This window comes from Bradyrhizobium sp. S3.3.6, assembly GCF_040546905.1.
In the GTDB taxonomy this organism is placed as follows: Bacteria; Pseudomonadota; Alphaproteobacteria; order Rhizobiales; family Xanthobacteraceae; genus Bradyrhizobium; species Bradyrhizobium cytisi.
Genome location: NZ_JBEPOT010000011.1, coordinates 246,886 through 265,894, shown reverse-complemented (window position 1 = coordinate 265,894; position 19,009 = coordinate 246,886). Strand labels below are relative to the sequence as shown.

General features: G+C 62.9%; 17 protein-coding genes. 12 read left to right on the top strand and 5 right to left on the bottom strand.

The features are described 5' to 3' along the window. Nucleotides 1–161: 161 nt before the first annotated feature. Genes ABID59_RS28175 through ABID59_RS28160 form a run of 4 tightly spaced genes read left to right on the top strand, consistent with a single transcriptional unit; the run spans nt 162 to nt 5,149 of the window. Nucleotides 162–1,784, top strand: a complete 1,623-nt coding sequence (locus tag ABID59_RS28175) for an FAD-dependent monooxygenase (RefSeq protein WP_354085543.1) — start codon at nt 162–164, stop codon at nt 1,782–1,784. Then, nucleotides 1,781–2,983, top strand: a complete 1,203-nt coding sequence (locus ABID59_RS28170; RefSeq protein WP_354033181.1) for an FAD-dependent monooxygenase — start codon at nt 1,781–1,783, stop codon at nt 2,981–2,983. The genes ABID59_RS28175 and ABID59_RS28170 overlap by 4 nt, the downstream gene beginning before the upstream one ends. After that, nucleotides 2,980–3,855, top strand: coding sequence for a VOC family protein (locus ABID59_RS28165; RefSeq protein ID WP_354033180.1), 876 nt, complete (start codon nt 2,980–2,982; stop codon nt 3,853–3,855). Before ABID59_RS28170 ends, ABID59_RS28165 begins: the two co-directional genes overlap by 4 nt. Before the next feature lie 46 nt (nt 3,856–3,901). Continuing rightward, a complete protein-coding gene (locus ABID59_RS28160; protein ID WP_354033179.1) occupies nt 3,902–5,149 on the top strand; it encodes an ABC transporter substrate-binding protein in 1,248 nt (415 codons plus the stop codon). A gap of 429 nt (nt 5,150–5,578) precedes the next feature. Here ABID59_RS28160 and ABID59_RS28155 read toward each other — a convergent pair whose 3' ends face one another. The 3 genes from ABID59_RS28155 to ABID59_RS28145 are packed head-to-tail and all read right to left on the bottom strand — an operon-like array spanning nt 5,579 to nt 9,925. Beyond that, nucleotides 5,579–6,550: an HlyD family secretion protein gene (locus ABID59_RS28155; RefSeq protein ID WP_354033178.1), complete on the bottom strand. Its 972-nt coding sequence runs from the start codon at nt 6,548–6,550 to the stop codon at nt 5,579–5,581. Beyond that, nucleotides 6,537–8,867: an ABC transporter permease gene (locus ABID59_RS28150; protein WP_354085542.1), complete on the bottom strand. Its 2,331-nt coding sequence runs from the start codon at nt 8,865–8,867 to the stop codon at nt 6,537–6,539. The genes ABID59_RS28155 and ABID59_RS28150 overlap by 14 nt, the downstream gene beginning before the upstream one ends. Continuing rightward, the gene (locus ABID59_RS28145; protein WP_354085541.1) at nt 8,864–9,925 is read right to left on the bottom strand and encodes an HlyD family secretion protein; all 1,062 of its coding nucleotides are present in this window, start codon (nt 9,923–9,925) and stop codon (nt 8,864–8,866) included. Before ABID59_RS28145 ends, ABID59_RS28150 begins: the two co-directional genes overlap by 4 nt. Nucleotides 9,926–10,331: 406 nt before the next feature. Between ABID59_RS28145 and ABID59_RS28140 the strand changes: the two genes are divergently transcribed. The 8 genes from ABID59_RS28140 to ABID59_RS28105 all read left to right on the top strand — a co-directional run bounded on the left by ABID59_RS28140 (nt 10,332) and on the right by ABID59_RS28105 (nt 17,019). Continuing rightward, on the top strand, nt 10,332–11,150 hold the full coding sequence (locus tag ABID59_RS28140) for a 3-hydroxyacyl-CoA dehydrogenase (RefSeq protein WP_354033175.1): 819 nt from the start codon (nt 10,332–10,334) through the stop codon (nt 11,148–11,150). Nucleotides 11,151–11,172: 22 nt separating this feature from the next. Continuing rightward, nucleotides 11,173–12,123: a 3-hydroxyacyl-CoA dehydrogenase NAD-binding domain-containing protein gene (locus ABID59_RS28135; RefSeq protein ID WP_354033174.1), complete on the top strand. Its 951-nt coding sequence runs from the start codon at nt 11,173–11,175 to the stop codon at nt 12,121–12,123. Nucleotides 12,124–12,212: 89 nt separating this feature from the next. Beyond that, nucleotides 12,213–13,433 (top strand): acyl-CoA dehydrogenase family protein, encoded by a 1,221-nt coding sequence (locus ABID59_RS28130; protein WP_354085540.1) that lies wholly within the window; start codon nt 12,213–12,215, stop codon nt 13,431–13,433. Between the two features lie 55 nt (nt 13,434–13,488). Then, nucleotides 13,489–14,340, top strand: coding sequence for an enoyl-CoA hydratase-related protein (locus tag ABID59_RS28125; protein WP_148754978.1), 852 nt, complete (start codon nt 13,489–13,491; stop codon nt 14,338–14,340). A 40-nt stretch (nt 14,341–14,380) separates the two neighbouring features. Beyond that, entirely contained in the window at nt 14,381–15,607 is a 1,227-nt protein-coding gene (locus ABID59_RS28120) for a CaiB/BaiF CoA transferase family protein (protein WP_354033172.1), read from the top strand. Nucleotides 15,608–15,693: 86 nt separating this feature from the next. After that, a complete protein-coding gene (locus tag ABID59_RS28115; protein WP_354085539.1) occupies nt 15,694–16,182 on the top strand; it encodes an enoyl-CoA hydratase-related protein in 489 nt (162 codons plus the stop codon). Then, nucleotides 16,121–16,480 carry an enoyl-CoA hydratase-related protein gene (locus ABID59_RS28110; protein ID WP_354085538.1) on the top strand — a complete coding sequence of 120 codons (360 nt, stop codon included), beginning with the start codon at nt 16,121–16,123 and terminating at the stop codon, nt 16,478–16,480. Before ABID59_RS28115 ends, ABID59_RS28110 begins: the two co-directional genes overlap by 62 nt. A gap of 2 nt (nt 16,481–16,482) precedes the next feature. After that, nucleotides 16,483–17,019 carry an NADPH-dependent FMN reductase gene (locus ABID59_RS28105; protein ID WP_354085558.1) on the top strand — a complete coding sequence of 179 codons (537 nt, stop codon included), beginning with the start codon at nt 16,483–16,485 and terminating at the stop codon, nt 17,017–17,019. A 75-nt stretch (nt 17,020–17,094) separates the two neighbouring features. Here ABID59_RS28105 and ABID59_RS28100 read toward each other — a convergent pair whose 3' ends face one another. Continuing rightward, nucleotides 17,095–17,544 (bottom strand): hypothetical protein, encoded by a 450-nt coding sequence (locus ABID59_RS28100; RefSeq protein WP_210250971.1) that lies wholly within the window; start codon nt 17,542–17,544, stop codon nt 17,095–17,097. A 52-nt stretch (nt 17,545–17,596) separates the two neighbouring features. Further along, nucleotides 17,597–18,850 carry an NAD(P)/FAD-dependent oxidoreductase gene (locus tag ABID59_RS28095; protein ID WP_354033171.1) on the bottom strand — a complete coding sequence of 418 codons (1,254 nt, stop codon included), beginning with the start codon at nt 18,848–18,850 and terminating at the stop codon, nt 17,597–17,599. Between the last annotated feature and the right edge of the window lie 159 nt (nt 18,851–19,009).

Genomic DNA, 19,009 nt, shown 5'->3' with positions numbered 1-19,009 from the left:
GAGCGGACATCATATCGGTTGTCGTGGAGCGAGGTCTTGACCAGACTAGATTAGCGCACTGCCCTGGCTCAACGGAGTTGATCAGGCCGGGTCCTGATCGGGCGTCATTCGGTGGCGGCAGCACGACGTAGATCGTGCGCCGCTTATATTGGGAGGAAACAATGAAATCGGTTCCGGTTCTGATTGCAGGGGGCGGTCCCGTCGGGATGACGCTTGCGAACGTCCTGGCCCATTTCGGCATCCGCTCGATGCTGGTCGAGAAGAATGCGACGACGACCCGCCATCCGAAGATGGACATCACCAACAGCCGCAGCATGGAGCTTTTTCGGAAGTTCGGCCTCGCGGACGCGTTGCGACATGTCGCGGTGCCGGAAGATCATCCCTTCGATGTCTCCTGGATCACAAGTCTTGCCGGATATGAGCTGCATCGCTTTCGATACATGACCCCGAGCGAGTTTCGAAGGCAGATCCGTATCAAGAACGACGGCACCCAACCGCTCGAACCCCCGATGCGGGTCTCGCAGGTCGAGATTGAGCCGGTTCTGAAGAAAGCCATCGACGCGCGTCCGGAGGTCGACGTGCGGTTCGGCGTCGCCTTCGAAGGGTTTGAAGAGAAGGACGATCGTGTCGTCGCGGTGCTGCGGGAGCAGGGGAGTGGCACCCAGGAGCAGGTCAGCTGCCAATATCTCATCGGTTGTGACGGCGGCTCCAGCCGCGTTCGCGCAGGGCTGGGCATCCAGCTCGAGGGGCAGTCGCGCGTCGGCGAACTCTACATGATCCACTTTCGATCGACCGAGCGAGATCTGCTGCAGCGCTGGGGCGTCGCCTGGCACTACCAGTCGCCGCTTGGAACGATGATCGCCCAGAACGACGATGATATCTGGACCGTTCACGTGCCTGTGCTTCCCGGCCAGGACGCGACCAAGCTCGATCCGCGCGCGCTCGTCGAGGCCTATGCCGGCCGGCCATTCTCCTTCGATATCCTGGTCGCGAATGTGTGGACGCCGCACCTGCTGGTCGCCGAAAGCTATGGCACGGGACGCGTCTTGCTCGCAGGTGATTCCGCGCATCAGTTCATCCCGACAGGCGGCTACGGGATGAATTCAGGGGTCGGCGATGCGGTCGACCTCGGCTGGAAGCTGGCGGCGACGCTGCAGGGTTTTGGTGGGCCCGGTCTCCTCGCGTCGTATGAAATCGAGCGGCGTCCCGTGGCGGCACGAAATCGCGACGCCTCCGGCCGCCACATGCAGGTGCGAATGCACATTGCCGAGGCCTATGGAAGCCTGTTGGAAGGCGACAACAGCGACAATCCCGTGCGCCGGGCCGAAGTCGGTGCAGCGATCGCCAAGCTCGGCAACGTCGAGAACGAATGCTTCGGGATCGAGCACGGCTTTATCTATGAGGGATCGCCGATCGTCGCAGATGGCTCGGCCACTCCCTTTCCATTCGATTCCGTTGTCTACAAGCCGACGACCACGCCCGGCGCCCGCTTGCCCAGCACATATCTGAAAGACGGGACGGCGCTCTACGATCGGCTGGGCCCGCATTTCACGCTGATCGATTTCCGAAGGCGCGATCTGTCGTCCTTTGTCGACGCTGCGGCGCGACGACGGATACCGCTGTCGGTCTTGCAACTCGACGAACCCGATCTGAAGGGTGTTTACGGACAGGACTTGCTGCTCGTTCGGCCTGACCACCACATTGCGTGGCGCGGAACGGGTAGCACGCCGCCAAACGCCGACGTGATCCTCGCGACGGCTCTCGGCTGGGGGGCGGAACGGTGAAGCCGCTTCATGCCCTAGTGATCGGCGCAGGTATCGGCGGCACGGCGGCTGCCATCGCACTGCGCCGGGCCGGTCTCGACGTCTCGCTGTTCGAGCAAACGCTGGCGCAACGCGAGGTCGGCGCGGGCATTCAGATCAGCCCTAATGTCTCCCGGCTGCTGAGCCGTTATGGGCTCGGGGACGCCATGGCGCGGGCCGCCGTTCGCCCCTCTTCGGTCGTCTTTCGCCGCTGGCAGGACGGCCGAGTCCTGGGGCGCGAGGAACTGGGCGATGCCCTCGAGAACCGTTATGGGGCGCCCTACTACCATTTCCACCGGGCTGACCTCATCGCCCTTCTTGCTGACGCCTTTGGTCGCAAGGAGATCAAGCTTGGACGACGTCTGGTCGATGTCGAGCAAGACGAAACGGGCGTGACCGCCCGCTTCGAGGACGGAACGTCCGAGCGCGGCGATCTCCTCATCGGCGCCGACGGAATCCACTCCCAGGTTCGCGAGCGCCTGTTCGGCGTCGAAAAGCCGCGGTTCTCGGGGCAGATCGCGTATCGGGGGCTCGCACCTGTCGAACGGATCGCGCATCTCGGCCTTCCGCTCGATGTCACGAACTGGGTGGGGCCTGGCGGACACTTCGTCCATTACTTCGTTTCCTCGGGTCGATTCCTGAACTTCGTGGCTGTCAGCGAAGAGGCGACCTGGACCCGGGAGCAATGGTCCGACCGCGGTTCGATCTCCGATGCCGCAAGGAAGTACGAGGGGTGGCATCCGCAGATCTCGACGATCCTCAACGCCGTCGACGAGACGTTCAAATGGGCGTTGTTCGATCGCGATCCACTTCCGGAATGGACGCGGGGGCGTGTCGCGCTGCTGGGGGACGCGTGCCATCCCATGCTGCCGTACATGGCGCAGGGGGCCGCGCAGGCCATCGAGGACGGTGCCGCGCTGGCGGCATGCCTGAAGCACGCAGCCTTCGACATTCCGTCGGCGTTTCGGGGTTACGTCACATTGCGCAAGCCGCGCGCGACCGAGGTGCAGGAAAGGTCTCGCGCCAATTCTACGAGCTTCCACCTGCAGGACGGACCACAACAGCTCGAACGGGACCACCTCTTCGCCACGCGAGGTGTGCGCGGCAGTTCTGAGGCTATGAACCGACTTTATGGCTACGACGCAGAAGCCGTCGCGGCGACGCTGGAGGAAAAACGATGACCCGCGCTTTCCAAATCGCCTATGTCGATCTCGATACGCCTGCCGCGGAACAGGAGATCGCCTACTACGACCGCGTGCTCGGCGCAACGCCGGCCGAGCGAGGATCCGATGGCCGCGCCTATTTCAGCCTCGGCCTCGATCACCACAACATCACCATCAAGCCGGCGCCCGAGAAGCGTCTCACGGCGCTCGGCCTGAGGATCGAACAGGAAACGGCTGACGAGACGGTGAAGTCGCTCCGCGGTCTCGGCCTCTCTGCCGAAAAGAAAAGCGACGCGCGGCCGGGCGTTCCCGTCCTGGTGGAGGTCGTCGTTGTGGGGCACACGCTCCATCTGTTGCCGGAGATGGCGATGCCTGGCCCCGGCTTCCGCACCTCGGGCGTCGTTCCAACGCGTCTTGGGCACGTTGCGCTGATCACGCCGGAGGCCGACAAGTTCGTTGAATTCTGTTCGGCCATCGGCTTCCGCACGACCGATTGGTTTGAGGGAATTGCGACGTTTCTGACCTGCAATCACGATCACCACGTCCTCAACGTCATCGGTGCGCCGGAAACCCGGCTTCATCACCTTGCGTTTGAGCTGCGCAGCCGCGCCGCGCATCACGATGTGGCCGATTTTCTCGCGACGAAAGGCCATCCGATCCTCTGGGGTCCGACGCGGCATACCGCGGGCCACAACCTCGCGTCCTATCACTACGACCCGAGCCGTTTTCTGATCGAGCTCTATTCCGACATGGACGTGCTGGTTCCGGAGCTCAATATTTTCGAGCCGCGGCCCTGGCACGAGGCGTACCCCCAACGTCCTCGGGTGTGGACGATTGAGCAGCTGACGACATGGGGAACCCGGTTCGACTTCGACCTGAAGACGGCCTGACGATCCGAGCGATCGTCGATCCAATATCGAATCCGAGGAGAGAGGCATGTCACAGCACGCGCGCGCGCCGCGATTGGTTTATTGGGTTATCGCGCTGACGATCTTGATCGGATCGGCCGTTGCAGGGCCAAGCAGCGCGCAAGGGCAGAAGCGGTACGATGCCGGCGCAAGCGATACTGTCATCAAGATTGGCAATACCGCTCCGTACAGTGGACCGCTGTCATCGAATGGCATCATTGCCCGAACGGAAGGCGCCTATTTCAAGATGATCAACGATCAAGGCGGGGTTAACGGCCGCAAGCTCGAGTTCATCTCCTACGACGACGCCTATAGCCCTCCGAAGACCGTGGAGCAGACCCGCAAGCTGATCGAAAGCGACGAGGTTCTTCTTCTCTTCAATCAACTGGGGACGCCGACCGTCATGTCGGTTATCAAATATGTCAACGCCAAAAAGGTGCCGCAGCTGTTCATAGCAGCCGGAGGGACCATCTTCGGTGATCACAAGGCATATCCCTGGTCGATGGGCTTCCAGCCAAGCTACCAGAGCGAAACAAGCATCTACGGCAGGTACCTGCGTGAAAACTATCATGGTGGGAAGATTGCGGTTCTCTCGTCCAATGACGACTTCGGACGGGACAATATCAAGGGCTTGAAGGACGGGCTCGGCGATGCGGTCGGCAACATTGTCGCCGAAGTCACGTATGAGACGAGCGCGCCGACGATTGATTCCGAACTTGTGAAGCTGAAATTCTCGGGCGCAAGCATCTTCGTCAATTTCGCCTCGGCGAAATTTGCGGCGCAGGCCATTAAGAAGGCAGCAGAGATCGGCTGGAAGCCAGTGCATATCCTGCATGGAAACTCGCAATCGATCAGCGCCGTCCTGAAGCCCGCCGGCCTCGAAAACGCAAGGGACATCATCACAGCGAGTTACAGCAAGGATCCTGCCGATGCGGCCTGGAAAGATGACCCCGGTTTGACGAGATTCTCCGATTTCATGTCCAAATACATTCCGGGAGAAGACCAAAACAATTTCTATGTAGTCTATGGATATAACGCCGCCCAGGCGCTGGTCGAAGTGCTCGGGCGGTGCAAGGATGACCTTACGCGCGCCAACATCATGAGGCAGGCCGAGGCGTTGAACCGGGTTCATCTCGACATGCTGCTTCCGGACGTTACGTTGGACACATCGCCAACCGATCACTACCCAATCGAGCAGATGCAATTGCAGAAGTTCGATGGCCGGAACTGGGTGAGGTTTGGCTCTGCCATTGAAGGGACGCCGAGCGAGAAATGATGGCTCTAGTTGGCTCAAACTAGCCTAGGATGGATGGGACCGAGAGTTAAAGTTTTTGGACCAGTTCGAAATGTCGTGTGCAGCAAGAGCAGGGTAGGCCGGATCGTGTAATCGCGGTCAGAACTCTGTCTCTGGTCCCGACAAAGATTGCGCGGGGCGTCGATTCCTGCGACGAAGGAAAACAGGCGCTTCCGCCAGCCGGCCTTTCTTTCGTAATACACTTTCCTGGCGCAAACCGGGAGCAGTTCCGGATAATTGAATCCTTGCAACCCGGCAACCCGTAATCATCTGGCTGCAAACCTGCGGCGGAGTTAGCTTTTCGGTTCCTTCGCCGGTTGCGGCATATTTTCCGATCGGGGAAAGAGGCACTGCAAAACAGGTATGAGAGTTCTGCAGCCTCCGTCAAGCCAAAACACTTCAGAGCTCTCGCTAGTGGTCGATCCAGACGGTCGTGCCCGGCTCGAGGCCCGACAACTCTCCCTTCGGGTCAAGGTCAAGGCGCAGGCGCAGCGTGTTGCGGTCATGATCGCCAATCACCCGCTCGGCTTGCCAGGTGGCGAACACGCCGAGTGGCCGCAGCTCGGTGACGACCGCCTTTGTCGCGCCATCGGCGCCGCGCCGCATCACGTTCGCCGTTTCTCCCATCGCGAGACGATCGAGATGATCCTCGCGCACGTTGAATGAGAGCCATTGCTTGCCCGCCGCTTCGACCACCAGGATCGGCTGGCCCGCGCGAACGTTCTCGCCGATCTCGGCGGCGATGACGCTGACTACGCCGTCGGCCGGCGCGCGCAACACCATCTTGTCGAGGCGGCGCTCGAGCACGGTGACCGCGGCGGCCGCGGCCTGCACCTGCGCGTCGGCGATCGCGCGCTCTTCCCGGGTCGGTCCCGCCACGGCCGCATCGTAATTGGCCTGGGCCTCGGCCACGTCGGCGCGCGCGCTCGCAACGTCGTTCTCGGCCTGGTCGAGCGACTGCTGGGATTCGAAGCTCTGGCGCGCCAGCGTGCTGGTCCTGGAGAGCTGGGCCCGCACATAGTCGAGGCGGGCGCTGGCCTTGGCGATGGCAGCTTTCAGCGAGTCGACTTGCTCACGGCGGACGCCGGCATAGACGTTGTTGCGGTTGGCAGTTACTGATGCCAGTGCAGCGCGCGCCTGATCCGCCTGTGCCGTCAACTCCACTGCGGAGAGCCGTGCCAGAATATCGCCCGCGCGCACGGTGGCGCCCTTCTCGACCGCGATCGACTGGAGCTGTCCGGTCACCTCCGGCTCCACTCTCACTTCGGTCGTGCGCACGACACCGACGAGTGCAGGCGGTGATCCGGAACGATTTGCGGACACGATCAGGATGCCCGCGACCAGCGCGAGCGCAATGATGGCCGCAAGCCTAGCCTTGTGCATGTCGCTGTCCTCTCTTGACGACGAATGCCGAGATCACCGCAAGCACGAAATAGACCAGCGCCAGCAACCAGAGCCCGAGCCAGTCATGGGTGACCTCCCAGATACCAGCGCCGAGCTGATTGATGCGCACGAGACCGTCGATCGCGGAATCGGCGGGGAAAATCCGGCCGAAGGCGAGGGCCACATCGGGAATCGCCTCGCGCGGCCATGCAAAGCCGGCCATGAAGAACTGCGGCAGGCTGGTCGCCAGCAGCAGGATGGTCGCGTTCTCGGGCCGCGTGAACCAGGCTCCGACCGCCTGGCCCATAAAACTCGTCGCCAGCAGGAATATGGTCGCGAGCGCGAAGATCTGCGGCAGATGGCCGAGTGTCGAGAAACCGTAGATCCGCGGCAGCACGATGAGATAGAGCGCGACCGCCGGCAGGTAGATGGTCAGATGCGCGACGCCGCGGCCAAGCACGCCGGTGAACGCGCCGCCGCGGCCCGCCAGCGCCGAGCCGGTCAGCATCGCCGCGCCGATCAGCAGGGTCTGCTGGAGGATCAGCACGAACGCGGCCGGAACGACATAGCTCGCATAGCCGCCGACCGGGTTGAAGATCGGTTGCAGCAGAACGTCGGCCGGGCTCGAGCTTGCCAGCTTTGCCTTGACCAGGCTGCCGTCCGAGCGTCCGCCGCGCGACACGAGCTCGGACGTCAGGGCGCCGAGGGCGGTGGCCACGCCGCTTGCGGTCGACCTGAAGATGAAGAGGTAGGTAGCGTCCGCATAGACCGGGATGTGCGCGGTGATCCCCTTGAGCACGTCGCGCTCGGTGCCCGCCGGAATGTCGACGGCGGCAAAGGCCTCTCCGCGATTGATTGCGGTGTGTGCCTCGGCAAGCGTGCGGGCGCGAACCACGACGCTCAACGCGCCGCTGGCATCCAGCGTCTCGACCATCCGGCGGCTGAGATCGCTGAGATCATTGTCGACGACCGCGATGGGGAGCTTGCGCAGGATCTGGTTCAGATAGGGCTGCGGGTAATAGACACCGTAAACCAGTGGCGCGAGGAACAGCACACTGAAGGCGCTCCGCGTTCCCAGCACGCGTCGCCACTCCACCGTGAAGGCACCGCCGATGCCGCGCGGCGCGGGCTCGATTGCGGGGGCCTCTTCGGGGCGCGCCGTCTCGAACCAGCCGCTGCGCGTCAAGCTCGCCATGCGCAGCCAGGCCAGGCCGGCAAACAGCAGCGCGAGGCCCGCGAGCGCTGCGAAGGGGACGGCGGATTCCGTCACCGGCAATCCGCGCGCCGCCTGTCCCAGCAAAACGGCCATATACCAGCGCAGCGGCAGGATCGCGCTCCACATATGCGCAAAGGCGTTCATGCCGACGGTGGGAAAGCCGACGCCGGCATAGCCGAACGCGGGCGAGGCAAACAGGCCCGCAAGTCCGAGCCCGGTCGCGAGGTCGCGGACCAGCAGCTGGAGCAGGGCGCCCAGCGACAGATAGGCAATGATCAGCAGCGAGCCGGCCGCGATCATCAGCAGCAGGTCGCCCTTGAAGGGCACTTCGAGCACGCCCTCGAGCACCAGCGGCTCGGCCAGCATGATCACGACAAAGATGCAAAACAGCGGCGCGAGCTTGCCGGCCAGCGCTGTGACAGGATCGCCTCCGGCGCTTGCGAGCCAGTCCCGTGCATCGCGGCGGCGGAATTCGGAACCGACCGAATAGCCTGCGGCCAGCGTGATCACCACATGGATGATCGTCGGCAGCAGCGCGCGCAGCAGGAACTGCGCATAGTTCTTCTGCGGATTGACCAGCGCGACGGTTTCGGTCGAGAGCGTCCCGATCGAAGCCGCCGCGGGCGCGGCGCGCCTGGCGGGAGCGGCCACGGCCGCCGCGGCGGACAGCGCATCGCTCAGACCCGACGAGGCGATGCCCGCCGCCGTCAGGAACTGCTGATTATAGAAGCCGACGACCTGCGGGCGGCGCTGCGCCTCCAGGTCGCGCTCGAAATCCGGCGGGATATGGATCGCCGAGATCGCCTTGCCCGAGCGTATGTCCTGCACCGCCATGGACAATGTCCCGGAGCGGTCGACGATGTTCAGGCTCGGCGACGCCGCCACATACTCCACCAGCGCACGCGATGTGCCCGACTTGTCCTCGTCGACGATGGTCACGCCGAGCCCGCGAATGACCGGATGGCTAAAGACCGTGGTCAGCACCACGAACGCAAACAGCGGTACGCCGAAGATCAGGAGCAGCGCCACGCGATCGTGAAACAGCCAGCGGCACTCGCGCCGTGCGACCAGCAGAAATCCGGGTTTTGGCGCCGGCCTCATGGCCGCGACCGCCAGTCGAGATAGGCGCTCATTCCCGGTCGCAACTCGGGCACCGGCTGCACCGGATAGGCGCGGATCGAAAACGTCCGCAGGTCGAAATCGCCGGTCGCACGCGTGGCCCGCCAGCTCGCATATTCGCCCTTGGTGGCGATCAGCTTGACCTCGACCGAGACGGAGCGGTCGCCCAGCGCCGGAATGCGCACGTCGAAGCGATCGCCGACCTTCAGGCCTTTGACGAGATCCTCGCGCAGATCGAAATGGACCCAGAGGTCGGCCAGATTGATCAAGGTGACGAGCGGGACGCCCGGCGACACGTATTCGCCGGGTTCGACGTTGCGCTGGTAGACCTGGGAGGCGATGGGCGCGTAGACCACGAGCTGATCGATGATCGACTGGACGCTCTGGATATCGGCGCTGGCCTTTTCGACATTGCTGCCGGCGATGGCCCGCTCCTCCTTGGTGTAGCCGTTGACCGCCTGCTCATAGGCCGATTTGGCCTGGTCAACCGCGCGCTCGCTTTCATGCAGCGCGTCGGTCGCCTGGTCGAGGCGGGCCTGCGGCGCGTTGCCCTGATCGGTCAAAATGTGCGTGCGGTCGTACGTCTTCTGCGCCAACACCAGCGCTGCCTGCGCCCGCTCCATTTCCGCCTTCCGTGCCGCGATCACCTCCACCCGCGTTCCCACCATAACGTTGGCAAGCTGCGCGTCCGCAACAGCCTTGGCCGCCTTCATCTGCTCGTGCTTGGCCATGGTCTCTGGATTGTCGATCTGGACGAGCACCGCGCCCGCAGCAACGTTCTGGCCGCGCTCGACGGGAATCTTGCCGACCCGTCCGTCCACGCGCGCCGCGATATCGAGCCGCGTTGCATCGACCTCGCCCTGGACTAGCAAGGGCTCCGGCCGCAACAGATAGAAGACGGAAAGCCCCACGACGGCAACCGCAACGACACCGACGATGATGGAGGGCGTGCGCGTCGGGTTGCGCGCGGTTTTCGCCCGTCCGTCATCCGGCGCGTCGGGCGTGCCTTGAATGTCCTTGTCAGAGCTCGGCACGTCCATGCCTGACTCCCTTTCTGATGGCCGGATGGCCATTTACTTTATTCGGTTGCAGGGCCCAGCCGCAATCGCGAGGCGATGAATTTTTTTAAGTCAGAGCCGACCATGTAACCTGCCCGTTGCCCACGCTTGGACGTTTGATGCCTCACTTGTTGAAAGCTGCTGCGCTCGCATCGATGGTCGTCGCGATGCCGCGCGAGGGGCCGCAACCGATCAAGCAGCAGACCCATTCCAGCGGTGACATTCCTGTCCAAGATCAATGACGGTGATCGCGTCATAGTCGCGTCACCTGACCCGGTCCGTGGTCGGGCCAGGATGCAGGTGCGACATGCCAAACGCCGTCACGAAATCAAACCCCACAATCCCTCGTCTGTTCGTCCTCGAACTGAATGCAGGCTGCATTCACGCCATGAATACGGATGGCTCCGAACGCACAACCATCGTGACCGGCTGCCACCTTCCGGACGGTATCGTCGTGGATGTCGAGGCCGGCCATATCTACTGGACCAACATGGGCATCCCGAGCCTGGATGACGGGTCCATCGAGCGCGCCGACATCGACGGCAAGAACCGCAAGACAATCGTCCCGCAGGGACACACCCATACGCCGAAGCAGATCATCCTCGATAAGAAAGGCGGCAAGCTGTACTGGTGCGATCGCGAGGGCATGCGCCTCATGCGCTGCAACCTCGACGGCTCGCGGCTGGAGACGCTGATCGAGGCGGGGCACAGCGAAGCCGATCGCAAGGACCAGACCCGATGGTGCGTCGGACTGGCGATCGATCCGAAATTCGGACGCATCTACTGGACGCAAAAGGGCCCCGATAACGCCGGGCTCGGCCGCATCTTCCGCGCCAATGTCGAAATACCCGCCGGCCAGACCGCACCGACAAGATCCGACATCGAGATCTTTTACGACGGCCTGCCGGAGCCGATCGATCTGGAAATCGATCACAAGAACCGGATCCTCTACTGGACCGACCGCGGCGATCCTCCGCGCGGCAACACGGTGAACCGGGCTTCGATCGACAGCAAGCCTGCCGAGTCCGAGATCGTGGTGACGCATCTCATGGAGGGGATCGGCATCGCGCTCGACGTCCCGAACGATCGCATGTTCGTGACCGACTTCGCCGGCTCGATCTACTCCGCGCGGCTCGATGGATCCGGCGAGCGCAACTTCCTCTTCGCCCAGGGCAATCTCACCGGCATTGCCTATGCCGAAGTCTGACGAACGCATTGGAGAGAATGACATGACCGACACCAAGCCCATTCGCCGCATCGCCATCATCGGCACCGGCGTGATCGGTGCGAGCTGGAGCTCGCTGTTTCTCGCCAAGGGACTTCAGGTCGTCGCGACCGATATCGCGCCGAACGCGGAAGCCGCGCTGAGGAAGTTCGTCGAGACGGCCTGGCCGGCACTCGAGCGACTGGGCCTGTCGCCCGGAGCGTCGCAGTCGAACCTCAAATTCACGCCCGACATCGCACAGGCTCTCGCCGGCGCCGACCTCGTCCAGGAGAACGGGCCCGAGCGGATCGAGTTCAAGCAGAAGCTCTATGGCCAGCTCGACGAGCTGTTGCCGCCCGACGTGATCATCGCATCGAGCTCGTCGGGACTCACCATGAGTGAAATCCAGAAGGGGGCTGCGTCCCATCCCGAGCGCTGCGTCATCGCCCATCCGTTCAATCCGCCTCACTTGATTCCGCTGACGGAGATCGTCGGCGGGGCAAAGACCTCGGAAGCCACGATCCGGCGCGCGGCGGAATTCTACACGTCGATCGGACAACGGACAGTGCGCCTCAACAAGGAAATGCCGGGGCATGTCGCCAACCGTCTCCAGGCCGCGCTGAGCCGCGAGGTCTATTACCTCGTCGCCGAAGGTGTGGTGAGCGCCGCCGACGTCGACACCGCCCTGAGCTGGGGCCCGGGCCTGCGCTGGGGCGTCATGGGCAGCCTGATGCTGAACCACCTCGGCGGCGGTCCGGGCGGCATCGAGCACTTCTTCCAGCAGTTCACCGGCCCGATGACGGCCTGGTGGAAGACGCTCGGCTCGCCGGTGCTGACGCCGGAGGTGCAAAAGAAGCTCATCGACAGCGTCCATGCCGAGGCCGGATCGCGCACCATCGAGCAATTGGAGGCGGAGCGCGACGAAGTTCTGCTCGGCCTGATCGAGCTGCGCAAGAAAGCAGCCAAGCCGAGCTGACGAAATCGGCGGCGCCGACGAGACCATTCACACGTCAAACCCGTCCTTCACTTTTCAGGCTTCCGAGCCGCAGCAAGGAGAGATTCCAGATGCCAACCGCAACCCCGGCAAGCAAGACCGCAGCGCCGAAGCCGGCGCCTGCACCCAATGGCGACTTCTATCAGCTGGTCGACCTTCTCACCGCCGACGAGAGAGCGCTCGTCAAGAAGGTGCGGACCTACATGGAGACCAAGGTCCAGCCGGTCATCAACAAATATTGGTCCGATGATGCGTTTCCGTTCGAGCTGCTGCCGTCGTTCAAGGAGCTCGGCCTCGGCGGGCTCGGCTTCGAGGGCTATGGTTGCGCGGGCGGCAGCCAGAAGCTGTTCGGCTTCGTCGCGATGGAGCTGGCGCGCACCGACGCATCATTCTGCACGTTCTTTGGCGTGCATAGCGGCTTGGCGATGGGCTCGATCTATCTCGACGGCTCTGAGGAGCAGAAGCAGAAATGGCTGCCGGCGATGGCGCGCTGGGAAAAGATCGGCTGCTTCGGCCTCACCGAGCCGCTGGTCGGCTCCGGAACGAGTGGCGGTCTGACCACGACGGCCAAGCGGGAGGGCGATACCTGGATTCTCAACGGGCAGAAGCGGTGGATCGGCAACGCGTCGTGGTGCGACATTTCCATCATCTGGGCGCGCGATCTTGCCGACAATCAGGTCAAAGGCTTCATCGTCGAGAACAAGTCGACGCCCGGCTTCAGCGTCGAGAAGATCGAGCACAAGATCGCGCTCAAGGTGGTCCAGAACGGCCAGATCACGCTGAAGGACGTGCGGATCCCTGAAGCGAATCGTCTCCAGGGCGGCAATTCGTTCCGCGATACCGCACGCGTGCTGCGGATGACGCGGTACATGGTGGGCTGGGCGTCGACCGGCATCCAGATGGGTGCATACGAAGCCACCCTCAAATACGCCCAGGAGCGCCTGCAATTCGGCAAGCCGATCGCTTCGTTCCAGCTGATCCAGGATCTGCTCGCCAAGATGCTGGGCAATCTGACCGCGTGCCAGTGCCTGATGCTCCGCCTGGCGCAGCTCGACGACGAAGGCAAGCTCGGCGACCATCACGCGGCATTGGCAAAGGCGTTCTGCACATCGAAATCGCGCGAGACAGTCTCATGGGGCCGCGAGGTGCTGGGCGGCAACGGCATCGTCGCCGACTACAACGTCGCGCGCTTCTTCGCCGATGCCGAGGCGCTCTACTCCTACGAGGGCACGTATCAGATGCAGAATCTGATCGTCGGCAAGGCCATCACTGGTCACGGCGCCTTCCTCTGACCTCTCAGCGACGCCGGCGCACCAGCGCCGGCCGCCCTACCCAGGAGACATCATCATGGTTTCGGGAACTGCACCGTTCACTCCTTCACCTGCGACAGCACCAGGCTCCGCACCCAGAGCGGCGCTGGCGCTTGCGAACGTCCAGTACGAGAAAAAGGGCCCGGTCGCCTACGTCACGGTCAATCGGCCGAAGGTGCTCAACGCGCTCAATACGCCGACCTGGACTGATCTGCACGCCGCATTCGAGGACGCAAAAGCGGACGCGTCCGTGCGCGGCGTCATCCTCACCGGGGCGGGCGACAAAGCGTTCATCGCCGGCGCCGATATCAGTGAACTCGCACATGTCGACGCGTACGACGCCGAGGAGTCCAGCCGGTTCGGGCAGAGTGTGCTTGACCTCATCGAAAATCTCGGCAAGCCGGTGATCGCGGCGATCAACGGCTTTGCGCTCGGCGGCGGTTGCGAGACCGCGATGGCCTGCACCATCAGGATCGCGGCGGAGCACGCCAAATTCGGTCAGCCGGAGGTCAAGCTGGGCCTTTTGCCCGGCGGGGGCGGCACGCAACGCCTGCCGCGCCTGGTGGGAAAGGGGCGTGCGTTGCAGCTGATCCTCACGGGCGAGACGATTTCCGCGCAGGAAGCCTATCGCATCGGCCTCGTCAACGAAGTCGTTCCTGCGGCCGGCCTGATAGATCGCGCCGAGACGGTCCTGAAGCAGATCATGGCCAACGCGCCGATCGCCGTGAAATTCTCGCTCGATGCCGCCAACAAGGGGATGGAGACCAGCCAAAGCGAAGGCCTCGTGCTGGAGGCTTCCTTCTTCGGCATTTGCGCCGCCACCGAAGACAAGAAGGAAGGCACCGCCGCCTTCCTCGAGAAACGTGCGCCGCAGTTTCGCGGGCGTTGAAACAAGGCAGCCCTCCTACGAGGATCTGGAAAGGACACCCATGGCAAACGACAGCATTTTCTCCGGACTGAAGGTGGTGGATCTCGCGAGCTTCATCGCGGGCCCCAGCGCGGCCGTGATCTTGTCCGATTTCGGCGCCGACGTGATCAAGGTCGAGCCGCCGAGCGGCGAGCTGTGGCGGCATGCAAACCATCTCCCGCCGCAGCCGGTCGCTGACGATGCCTATCCCTGGCATCTGGCCAATCGCAACAAGCGCGGCATGGCGCTCGATCTGAAATCCCCGAGCGCCCATCAGGTTCTCGAGAAACTCGTCAAATGGGCTGACGTCCTCATCGTCAACACGCCGCATCCGGCGCGCAAGAAACTGAAGCTCGAATATGAAGATGTGGCAGCGTGGAATCCGCGGCTGATCTACGCCGACATCTCGGGCTTCGGCGACAAGGGACCGGATGCGAATCTTCCCGGTTTTGACATTACGTCATACTGGGCACGTAGTGGGCTGCTGTCGATGACCCGCGATGCCGGTGCACCGCCGACTTGGCCCGTGGCCGGCAGCGGCGACAATGCGACCGCCGTCGGGCTCTATTCTGCGATCGTCACGGCGCTGTATCGTCGCGAGCGCACGGGCGAGGGGGCGCATGTTACGACCTCGCTGCTCGCCGAGGGTGTGTGGTCCGCCAGCGTCTCGATCCAGGCGGCGCTGTGCGATGCGAAATTCTTCGGGCTGCATGATCGTATGCACCCCGCAAATGCGGCCATGAACGTGTATCGCGCCAAGGACGATACCTGGTTCGTTCTCATCATCACACCCGACAAGATGGAGGCCGTGGCGAAGGCGATCGGCCGGCCCGATCTCCTGACTGATCCGCGGTTCTCCGACCCGGCCAAGCTGATGGCGAACATGGCGGAGCTCACGGCGATTCTCGACCAGACCTTCTGTTCCGAGCCGATGTCACATTGGTACGAGGTGTTCAACGGCGTTCACGTCACGTTCGGAGCGGTACGCGGGCCGCAGGAGGTGATCAACGACCCCCAGCTCCGGGCAAACGACATCATCGTTCCGCTCGAAGATGCCGGCGGCAAGCTGACGTCCACGATCTCGAGCCCGCTTCAGGTGCATGGTGTCGCCAAGGTGTCCGCGAAGCGCGCCCCGAAGATCGGAGAGCACAACGACGAGGTTCTTCGGCAGCTGGGATTCAGCGCGGCCGAAATCGATGGTCTGCATGCGAGCGGTGCCGTTCCGAAGGCAAAGGAGCACGCTGCTTAGCGCGATGACACTGTCGGGAGTGGCGGGAGCCGCTCCCGAAGCTGGATTTGCAGCGAAATTCGCCAACGGAACTAGGATGCGGACGAATGGATGAGATTGTTACTGAGCACGCTGGAAGCGTCCTGCGTATCCAACTGAATCGCCCAACCAAGCGGAACGCCATGACGTCGACCATGTACGTGGCACTCGCGGGTCTCTTCAACGAGGCGGCGAATGACGACAACACGCGAGTCGTCCTCTGGCATGGCGCGGGCGATTCGTTCTGCGCGGGCAACGATATCGAGGACTTTCTCAAGAATCCGCCGGGGCCAGGCGAATCGCCCCAGGCGCGTCTGATGAACGCGTTGGTCAACTTCGACAAACCGCTGGTCGCGGCCGTCCATGGCGCGGCGATCGGTGGCGGCACCACCATGCTGACGCACTGCGATTTCATCTACGCGGGCGAGAGCGCGAAATTCCAGATGCCCTTCATCAATCTTGCCGTCGTGCCGGAAATTCGGATCGAGCTGCTCCGTGCCGGCGCGGATCGGCCATCTCCGTGCGGCGGAGCTGATCATGTTGGGAACTCCCTTTGATGCCAGGCGCGCCGCGGAATTGGGTCTGGTGACCGAAGTCGTATCCGATACGGATCTCCGGGCGAGGGCGACAGAGACGGCTCGGAAATTGGCTGCGAAGCCGGCCGCAGCGCTGCAAGCCAGCAAGAGGCTCATGAAGGCGCCATTTCGCGAACAGCTGAAGGCCGCAATGAAGGCCGAGAACGAAGAGTTCAGCGCGCAAGTCCGTTCCGAAGATGCAAAAGAGGCGTTCACGGCTTTCATGGAGAAGCGCAAGCCTGACTTCGCCAGGACTGTCAAATCTCAGGCGAGCGCATGACCATGGACAAGCCGATGAACGTGTGTGTGCTGGTTGGAAGCCTGCGCAAGGCGTCGTTTAACCCGACGCTGGCGAATGCGTTGATCTCGCTCGCGCCATCGTCGCTCAAGCTTGAGATCATCGAGATCGGGCAACTGCCTCTCTACAACGAGGATGTCGACATCGATCCGCCGGCGTCATGGACCGCATTCCGGCAGCGCGTGAAGGGCACCGACGCTGTGCTGTTCGTCACGCCCGAATATAACCGCTCGGTGCCGGCCGCTCTCAAGAATGCGTTGGATGTCGGCTCCAGGCCGTATGGAAGCAGCGGCTGGGACCGCAAGCCGGGCGCGATCGTCAGCGGCTCGCCGAGTGCGATCGGAGGCTTCGGCGCCAATCATCATCTCAGGCAATCGCTGGTGTTCTTGAACGTGCCGACCATGCAGCAGCCCGAGGCCTATGTCGGCCGTATCGACAAGCTCTTCGATGAGCAGCGCAACATCGCCAGCGAGGGCACCGGCAAATTCCTCCAGGGGTTCATGCAGGCGTTCGCTAATTGAATCGAGGCGGTCCGATCGCGGGATTAGCGCATCCGGGACTTGCGGCAAGGGCGAGCTGAAATCGTAGGGGGGCGGTCAGAAATGTATTGGCCGCATCCCTTCGAATTCGCCGCGGCACGCATGACTGAAGCCAAGCAATAGATCGATCGTGCCATCAATAGCCATTTCGCGTAGTTCGACGAAGCTCTTGTCCGGCTCCAGATAGGTATCGAGGATCTTTCGGGCGACGTCTTCGGCTTGATGAACCACCTGCTTTGACGACACCGCCCGCATCGCGCTCAACTTGGCATAAAGACTGACCAGGTTTGGAATGTCCGCCTTGTCATGCTGAAGCGCATCGATGTAGCACTTGGCGGCATCCTCGATGAATTCCCTGTAAAGCGTCTGCCGGCGGGTCTCCTCGTGGAGAATCCACTGGGCGCGGACCTGGCTTCGTTGGCTCCGCCAATTTGCAATTCCGCTCGTCAAGCCGCCGACGGCCGCCCCGGTGAGGGCGGCGAGCGCGGAGATGATGGAGGCGTCCACAGGTGCAGTCCTCAGCCAATTGCCGGAAAACAGTGATTACCGGGTCTGATCACTACTCGGACGAGGACCGTGGCCCTTCGGAAATCAACCGTGAGCTGCGCTGCCCCGACAGATACGACCAGAGCCATTGGGTCTGAACACGGAACCGGTTCTGGAGCTGCGGCAGCGCGAGCACATGCAGCGCGGCCCACACCAGCCAGGTCAAAAAGCCACTGCTGTGCAAATGACCAGCCTCGAGGATCGCGAAATTCTTGCCGACCACCGCCATATTGCCCTTGTTGCGGTATCGGAACTGTCGGCCATCCTTGCGTCCCCTGACACGGTTGGCGATGACCTGCCCGACAAATCGTCCCTGTTGAATGGCTGCCTGGGCCACGCCTGGGACGGGGCGACCATCCTGGGTCATCGCGGCCGCGTCGCCTGCCACAAACACGTTGGGCGCCTCGGGAATGTCCATGAAGGCGCCAACGCAAGCGCGTCCGGCGCGGTCCGTTTGCGTTCCCAGCATTTTCACGACCGGCGAGGCGCTGACCCCGGCCGTCCAAAGCACGGTGGCGCTGGGAATGCGTACGCCGGCCGCGATCACGCCCTGATCGTCGACCTTTTCGACTTTCACGCCCGTCGACACCTCGACGCCGAGTTTCGTCAGTCGTTTGGCCGCCTTTCGCGCCAGCGATTCCGCAAAGGTCGGCAGAATACGCGTGCCGCCGTCGAGCAGAACGATGCGGCTCTTGGCCGGATCGATCCTGCGGAAATTGTTGCGCAGGGTCACCGAGACCAGTTGGGCGATCGAAGCGGCGAGCTCGACGCCGGTCGGGCCGGCGCCCACCAAAACGAAGGTCATTTGGCGCGCGCGCTCCTGCTCGTCATCGGTCGATTCCGCCAGTTCGAATGCGCTCAGGAGCTTGGTCCGGATCGTCTCTGCGTCGTTGAGGCTCTTGAGGCCCGGTGCGAATTGGACGAACTCGTCATGACCAAAATAGCTCGGATGCATTCCGGTTGCGATCACCAGGAAATCGTACGAGAGCTTTCGACTGCCGATCCTCGGGCAGATGGCCTCGATCGTGCGAGCCCCCAGGTTGATGCCCTTGACCTCAGCCAGCAAGACGTTGAGGTTTTTCTGGTTTGCCTCGAGCTGCCGGATCGGTGCCGCGATCTCGGATGGCGCCAAAACAGCGGTTGCGACCTGATACAGGAGTGGCTGAAAGATATGGTGATTGCGCCGGTCGATAAGCGTGATGTCGACATCGCTTCGTTTCAGTGCGCGTGCCGCCGCGATGCCGGCAAAGCCACCACCGACGATCAAGACGCGTTTTCTGCCCGCGACGGTTCTCGCAACAGGTGGCTTTTCTTGCGCGAACGATTTGGTCAGGACTGTAGTCATGGATGTACCGACGGTCTCGAGGGCCAGCAGCGTATGAGAACCGATACAGCGGGTCTTCCTGCTGTTCTTGGACGGCGCTGC